Source organism: Streptomyces sp. ADMS (assembly GCF_033441795.1).
Lineage (GTDB): Bacteria > Actinomycetota > Actinomycetes > Streptomycetales > Streptomycetaceae > Streptomyces.
The window spans coordinates 20,219-27,050 of the sequence record NZ_JAVFVX010000103.1; the positions used below are offsets into that span (position 1 = coordinate 20,219).

The 6,832-nt window shown below is 69.2% G+C and carries 7 protein-coding genes; 3 read left to right on the top strand and 4 right to left on the bottom strand.

Annotated elements, in window-relative coordinates; translation table 11 throughout:
- Positions 1-26 precede the first annotated feature (26 nt).
- Positions 27-1,244, top strand: a complete 1,218-nt coding sequence (locus RB628_RS31920; protein ID WP_318324095.1) for a PLP-dependent aminotransferase family protein — start codon at positions 27-29, stop codon at positions 1,242-1,244.
- Positions 1,245-1,381: 137 nt separating this feature from the next.
- Here the strand turns inward: RB628_RS31920 and RB628_RS31925 are convergent, their stop codons facing one another.
- Positions 1,382-2,203: a DUF4253 domain-containing protein gene (locus RB628_RS31925; protein ID WP_318324096.1), complete on the bottom strand. Its 822-nt coding sequence runs from the start codon at positions 2,201-2,203 to the stop codon at positions 1,382-1,384.
- Positions 2,204-2,635: 432 nt separating this feature from the next.
- Between RB628_RS31925 and RB628_RS31930 the strand changes: the two genes are divergently transcribed.
- On the top strand, positions 2,636-2,992 hold the full coding sequence (locus tag RB628_RS31930) for a DUF805 domain-containing protein (RefSeq protein ID WP_318324097.1): 357 nt from the start codon (positions 2,636-2,638) through the stop codon (positions 2,990-2,992).
- 86 nt (positions 2,993-3,078) lie between these two features.
- Here the strand turns inward: RB628_RS31930 and RB628_RS31935 are convergent, their stop codons facing one another.
- Both RB628_RS31935 and RB628_RS31940 read right to left on the bottom strand, forming a co-directional pair.
- The gene (locus RB628_RS31935; RefSeq protein ID WP_318324098.1) at positions 3,079-3,327 is read right to left on the bottom strand and encodes a DUF397 domain-containing protein; all 249 of its coding nucleotides are present in this window, start codon (positions 3,325-3,327) and stop codon (positions 3,079-3,081) included.
- Positions 3,324-4,169: a helix-turn-helix transcriptional regulator gene (locus RB628_RS31940; protein ID WP_318324099.1), complete on the bottom strand. Its 846-nt coding sequence runs from the start codon at positions 4,167-4,169 to the stop codon at positions 3,324-3,326. Before RB628_RS31940 ends, RB628_RS31935 begins: the two co-directional genes overlap by 4 nt.
- 113 nt (positions 4,170-4,282) lie before the next feature.
- Here RB628_RS31940 and RB628_RS31945 point away from each other — a divergent pair, with 113 nt between their 5' ends.
- The gene (locus RB628_RS31945) at positions 4,283-4,795 is read left to right on the top strand and encodes an ATP-binding protein (RefSeq protein WP_318324100.1); all 513 of its coding nucleotides are present in this window, start codon (positions 4,283-4,285) and stop codon (positions 4,793-4,795) included.
- A 71-nt stretch (positions 4,796-4,866) separates the two neighbouring features.
- Here RB628_RS31945 and argS read toward each other — a convergent pair whose 3' ends face one another.
- Positions 4,867-6,642: an arginine--tRNA ligase gene (gene argS / locus RB628_RS31950; RefSeq protein ID WP_318324101.1), complete on the bottom strand. Its 1,776-nt coding sequence runs from the start codon at positions 6,640-6,642 to the stop codon at positions 4,867-4,869.
- Positions 6,643-6,832: the final 190 nt, after the last annotated feature.

Genomic DNA, 6,832 nt, shown 5'->3' on the forward strand with positions numbered 1-6,832 from the left:
GTATCGCCCGCCCGAAGGAGCCGCGCATGACCGCCACGACGCCAGCGCCACCTGTTTCCGCTTCCGTGCCCGCGCTCGCCGCGCGGGCACGGGCAGTCGGCGGGTCGGCCGTACGGGACATCCTGGCCGTCATCGCGCGGCCCGAGGTGATCAACTTCGCGGGCGGGCTGCCCGCACCCGAGCTGTTCGACGCGGAGGGCGTGGCCGCCGCGTTCCGGGACGTGTTCGCGGACACGCCCGCGCGGGCCCTGCAGTACGCCACCACCGAGGGCGAGCCCGCCCTGCGCGAGGCCCTCGCCGTACGGCACACCGGGCGTGGCCTGCCCACCGGAGCCGACGACCTCCTCGTCACCACCGGTTCCCAGCAGGCGCTGTCGCTGCTCGCCACCGCGCTGATCGACCCCGGGGACGTCGTCCTCGTCGAAACCCCCTGCTATCTCGCGGCACTTCAGGTGTTCGGGCTCGCGGGCGCGCGGGTGGTGGCCGTGCCGGGGGAGGACGGGTCCGGGGGCGGGATCGATCCGCGGGCGCTGGAGGAGTCGGTCGTACGGCACCGGCCCAAGCTGCTCTACACCGTGCCCAACTTCCGGAACCCGACCGGGCAGACCATGCCGGCCGAGCGCCGGGCCGCCGTGGCGGAGGTCGCCGCGCGACTCGGGCTGTGGATCGTCGAGGACGATCCGTACGGCGAACTGCGCTTCGAGGGTGAGCGCGTGCCGTGGATCGCCTCCTTCCCGGGCGCGGAGGACCGTACGGTCCTGCTCGGCTCCTTCTCCAAGGTCATGGCGCCGGGACTGCGGCTGGGCTGGCTGCGGGCACCGGCGGAGCTGCTCCGCGCGTGCACCGTCGCCAAGCAGGCCGCCGACCTGCACACCCCGACCGTCAACCAGCTCGCCGCCGCCCGTTACCTGGCCGACCACGACCTCGACGCCCATGTGCGGCGCGTGGCGGGCGTCTACGGGGAGCGGCGCGACGCCATGCTCTCCGGCATCGGGGACGCGCTCCCCGAGGGCACGACCTGGACTCGTCCCGAGGGCGGCATGTTCCTCTGGGCGCGGCTCCCGGAGTCGTACGACACCACTGTCCTGCTCCGTGGGGTGGTGGAGCGGGGTGTGGCCTATGTGCCGGGGGCGCCTTTCTATGCGGACCGGGCGGACCGGGCGACGATGCGGTTGTGCTTCGTCACCCAGACTCCGGACGAGATCGGGGAGGGGCTGCGGCGGTTGGGGGCGGGGCTGGGGTAGCGCTCGCTGGGAGTCCGGCGGGTCGTCTGCGGGTGCGTGGTGGCTGGTCGCGCAGTTCCCCGTGCTCCGGCGGGCGCGGGTCCGCGCCCGACTTCACCACGTCCGCCCGGCCGTGCCTGTATGGCGCGGGGCCGTGGTCAGTCCCACCAGAAGGACCAGGTCCGCCTGGCCAGCAGTTCGTGTTCGGCGTATGCGCGCAAGGTGTTGTGGGTTCCCTGCGTGATGTTGTCCGGGCAGAACGCGAAGTGCTCGGCGGCCACCGCTTCGGCCTCGGCGACGGTGGTCGGCGGGGCCGCCACGGACAGCACCAGCTGGTTGAAGGTGAGCGCCAGGACACGTATGCCGAAGCGGTCCTCCCAGGAGCGCAGGACCGCGCAGAGGCGGGCCGTGTCGCTCTCGTAGTTCGCGGGGCCCGACCAGCCGATGGCGGCGGGGATGTCGGCGGAACGGCGGGCGGGGACGAGGGCGAGGCGCGGTTCCTTGAGGGAGGAGCCGGGGGCGAGGAGCGTGTCGGCGAGCTGGGCGGCCAGTGCGTCGGCCTGCTCGGCCTCGGTGCCGGTGCCGGTGCCGGTGCCGGTGCCGGTGTCGCCGACGGTGGCCAGGCCGGGCCAGGTCTCGTCCTGAGCCGCGTACTCCTCCCAGAACCCGGTGAGGACCTCCTCGGGGTCGTGGTCCCCCGGGTACGACGTGTCGGCGGGCATCAACTCCCATTCCTCCGGCCCGCCCTGGCCGCCACCCAGCTCTATGACCACCGGGACGAGCCCGGCGGGCCTGCACGCGTCGTGGTGCGTGGTCCAGTCGCCGGGGGCGGAGGGCGCGTCGGCGTGCCAGAGGAGGGGCTCGTGCCACGGGCCGTCGTCCGTCGCGTCGATCAGCCTTCCGGAGGGCAGCGAGAGGCCGAGCGTGCTGCCGGTCGGGTTGGCCGCGAGGTGGGGCAGCGGGTTGGGAAGTGTCGCCATGTCGGTGACTGTAGGGCCTGCCACTGACATTGATATGGGTAGGAAGCAGGTCCTGGTGGTCGTGGCCCGGCCGCTGACTGACGGGGCTCGCGGGAGGCGGGGCCGAGGGGGGCTGTGGCAACGGTTCGAGATCGGTCCGGTGTCGGCACGGCCTCGAACTGGCGTCGGACTGGCAATGGATCGCCCACTGTTCGGCGACCAGAGGGTCTCGGTGCGGTGCACGCCCGGTGACTACGGCGTCATCGGCGATGATCTTGCGGGCATCTGTCCTGAAAACGGCGGTGTTTGATCGTCATCAGGTCTGCGGAGCGGGCGGATTCATTCAGGTGAGCTGCAACGACCAATCGGATTGACGAGTTCCCGTCAGCCTCCGTAACTTCTCTCTGGCCTGATCCGCTCGGTAGGGCTCACAACGTTCCCTGGGGGGATCTCATGAACTATTTCGTCGAAGTACTCAAGAAGTACGCGGTGTTCAGCGGGCGCGCGCGCCGCAAGGAATACTGGATGTTCGTGCTGTTCGCGTCGATCATCTACGTTGCGCTGCTCGGCATCGGCTACGCGATCGACATGGTGTGGATCGGGATCATCTTCTACCTGGGGATCCTGCTGCCCGCCCTCGGCGTCACCGTCCGCCGACTGCACGACACGGGTCGCAGTGGCTGGTGGGTCCTGTTCGGGCTCATCCCGCTCGCCGGCCCGATCACGCTGCTGGTCTTCTACTGCCTTGACGGCGACCAGGGGGAGAACAAGTACGGCCACAACCCGAAGTTCGTCCCCGCGCACGCCTGACGTTCGCTCCGAGGGCATCATCCCCATGCCCCCTGCCCCGGCCGCCCGGTTCACTCCGGGCGGCTTCGGTGTTTTTTTGGCGTTGTTCAGCGGGCCGCGTACGCCGTGAACGCCGTCCAGGCCTGCCGGGTGGTGGTGAAGGTGGGGCCGGTTTCGGGGTTCGGGCTCTTGGAGTCGCGGACGTGGATGGCGTGGGGGCAGGCGGCGACCTCCACGCACTGGCCGCCCTCGTCGCCGCTGTAGCTGGACTTCCGCCAGGTGTACGCGACTTCGAGGCACGCGCCGCCCTCGTCGCCGCTGTAGCTCGACTTGAACCACTCAAGTGCGGTGCTCATGCATCTCCTAGCAGGCGGTCGAGCAAGCCCCTGGACTCCCGTGGAGACAGGGCCTGTGACCGCAGCATTGCATATTTACGGGCCAGGATGGACACCTCATCGGGGTCGGAGACCCACTGGCTGCCGCGCTGGCTCTCGGTGTAGGCGAGGTGCTGGTGGTCGGGTGTCTCCAGGAGGATGAAGGGGCCGTTGAGACCCGCGTGCGAGGGCGAGTCCGTCGGCAGGAACTGGAGTGTCAGGCCCGGGAGTTCGGCGCATGCGCGCAGGTGGCGGAGCTGGTCTCGGCGGGTCTCCGGGCCGCCCACACCGAGGTGCAGTACCGGCTCCCAGACGATGAAGCTCATCGTCGGCGGACACTTGCGCTGGAGGATCTCCTGGCGCTCGATGCGGCCCGCCGTCTTGGCCTGGAGTTCGTCCTCGTCGTACGCCGGTACGCGCTCGCTCATCACCGCGTAGGCGTACGGCTCCGTCTGGAGCAGGCCCGGCAGGACCGCGTTGTCGTACCAGGACAGGGAGATGGCCTCGCGCTCGTGCTCCATGTACTCCTCCGCGAACAGGGGGAACTGGTCGATCTCCGGGAGTTCCTCGACCCCGGCCACCAACATCCCCTTCAGGCCGAGGAGTCCGTCGATCTGTTCGGCCAGGTCGTACATCAGGGCGCGGCGGCCCTGTTCGATCGAGGCGATCGTCTCCTCGTCGATCAGGAGCTCCTCGGCCAGAGAGCGTTGCGTGTAGCCCGCCGCCTTACGGGCCGCCTGCAACTGCTTGCCCAGCATCCTCATCGCCGAGTAGTTCTTCTTCCGCGAATTCCGTGGGATCCGTGAACGGTTTCCGTGACTCATGTCCCTCCAACTCCCCACGCCTGCCCGGGTGCGACCCTGGATGAACCCGTACAAAAGATCTGTACGGGTTCACGGGGTGATCCACGCTAGTCACTCTCCGCGACCCTCGTCCCGTGAATGAGACGATCCAACCCCGCCCGCTGCGCGAGAGGTTCTTCCGGCGCGAACGCCGTTCCGTGCCCGCCGCCAGGAAGTTGGCGTACGAGTTCCTCGCCGACTGGGGGCTCGCGGACACCGAGCGTGGCGATGACGTGTTGCTGTGTGTGAGTGAACTGGTGACCAACGCGCTGGTGCACGGCGTACCGCCCGGACGGCAGTTCCTGTTGTTCCTGCGGTACGACGGGAAGGTGCTGCGGGTCGCCGTGCACGACAGCGGGCCGGGGGAGCCGTTCATCGCCGAGCGTGCGGAGCATGCCGGCGAGTCCGCCGACGAGGGCGGGCGCGGGCTGTTGCTCGTCGCCGCGCTCAGTGACAAGTGGGGGGTCGGGGAGCGGGAACTCGGCAAGGTGGTGTGGTGCGAGTGGGATCTGCCGATCGGTGCGGTGGGTGCGGTGGGTGCGGTTGACGTGGTGGTCGGGGAGGGGTTCGGTTCGGCGCGGCCACGGTCACCGTCACCGGCACGATGAACGGCGGAAGCCGGGTACCCGTTCGACTTCGGGTACTCGGCTTCCGTACGGCTGTTGGTGCCGCCGTTGCGTCAGAGGCGCTCGGGCGTCCTGATGCCCAGCAGGGCCATGCCCTGGTGCAGCGTCTTCGCCGTCACGTCGGACAGGAACAGGCGGTTCTCGGCGATGTCCTTCGGCGGAGCCGGCTTGATCACCGGGCACTTGTCGTAGAACGTCGTGAACAGCGACGCCAACTGGTACAGGTACGCCGCCAGCCTGTGCGGGGCGTACTCCGTCGCCGAGTCCGCCACCGTCTCCGCGAACGCGTCCACGTGCAGGGCCAACGCCCGCTCCGCTTCGGCCAGTTCGAGCTCCGGGTGCGGCTGCGGGCGTACCTCGCCGGCCTTGCGCAGGATCGACTGGATACGGGCGTACGCGTACTGGAGGTACACGCTCGTGTCGCCGTTCAGCGAGACCATCTGGTCCAGGTCGAACTTGTAGTCCCGGTTCGCCGACGTCGACAGGTCCGCGTACTTCACCGCGCCGATGCCCACCTGGGCGCCCCGCTCGGCGACCTCGTCGTCGGAGAGCTGACCCAGGGTGTCCTTCTCCCGTACGACCGTCGTCGCGCGGTCGACCGCCTCGTCCAGCAGGTCCACCAGCCGTACGGTCTCGCCCTCACGCGTCTTGAACGGCTTGCCGTCCTTGCCGAGGACCGTGCCGAACGCCAGCTGGTAGGCCTTGACGTCCTCGTCGTTCAGCCAGCCCGCCCTGCGCGCCGTCTCGAAGACCATCTTGAAGTGCAGGGACTGGCGGGCGTCCACGACGTAGATCAGGCTGTTGGCCTTGAGGCTGAAGACACGGTCGCGGATCGCCGAGAGGTCCGTCGCCGCGTAGCCGTAGCCGCCGTCGGACTTGCGGACGATCAGCGGGACCAGGTTGCCGTCCGGGCCCTTGATGTCGTCGAAGAACACGCACAGGGCGCCCTCCGAGCGCACCGCCACCCCGGACTCCTCCAGGAGGCGGCACGTCTCGTCCAGCATGTCGTTGTAGCCCGACTCGCCGACGATGTCCGCGTCCCGGATCTCCATGTCCAGCTTCTCGAAGACCGAGAAGAAGTAGATCTTCGACTCGTCCACGAACTTCTGCCAGGTGGCGAGGGTGGCGGGGTCGCCCGCCTGGAGGTCGACGACACGGAGACGCGCCCGCGTCTTGAACTCCTCGTCGGAGTCGAAGAGTTTGCGGGCCGACTTGTAGAGACGGTCGAGGTTCGACATCGCCTCCTCGCCGTCCGCCTGCGCGTCCTTGTGGTCCAGCTCGTGCGGGTGCTCGTCCAGGTACTGGATGAGCATGCCGAACTGAGTCCCCCAGTCGCCGATGTGGTGCCTGCGGACCACGTTCTCGCCGGTGAACTCCAGGAGTTGGACCACCGCGTCGCCGATCACCGCCGAGCGGAGGTGGCCTACGTGCATCTCCTTCGCCACGTTCGGCTGGGCGTAGTCGATGACCGTCGTGCCGGGGTGCGGGGAGAGGGGTACGCCCAGGCGGGCGTCCGGGTCGGTCGTCCTGGCCGCGAGGTTCTCGATGATCGCCCTGTCGGTGAGGGTGATGTTCAGGAAGCCGGGGCCGGAGACCTCGATGTCCTTGATCACGTCGCCGGACGTCACGTTGGCGACGACCTGGGTTGCCAGGTCGCGGGGGTTGGCCCTGGTCTTCTTGGCGAGGGCGAGGATGCCGTTCGCCTGGTAGTCCGCACGGTCGCTGCGTCGCAGCAGCGGGTCCGCGGGGGGTGCCTCCGGCAGGGTTGCCGTGAGGGCGTCCGCGAGGCGCTGGTGGACGGTGGCGGTGAGGGACTTGACCGGGGCCATAGGAGTGGGTGCCGTTCTCCTGGTGGGTACGTGTGGATGGGGTCAGTATCCCATGGGGGGTAAAGAGGTTTTTTGGGTGCGGGTGCGGGGTCTGTTGTTCTCGCCCCCGCCGCCCCTACCCGTCCCATCCTGAACCTGGGGGCTGCGCCCCCAGACCCCCTACGGCCCTGAACGGGCCTTGTCCTCAAAC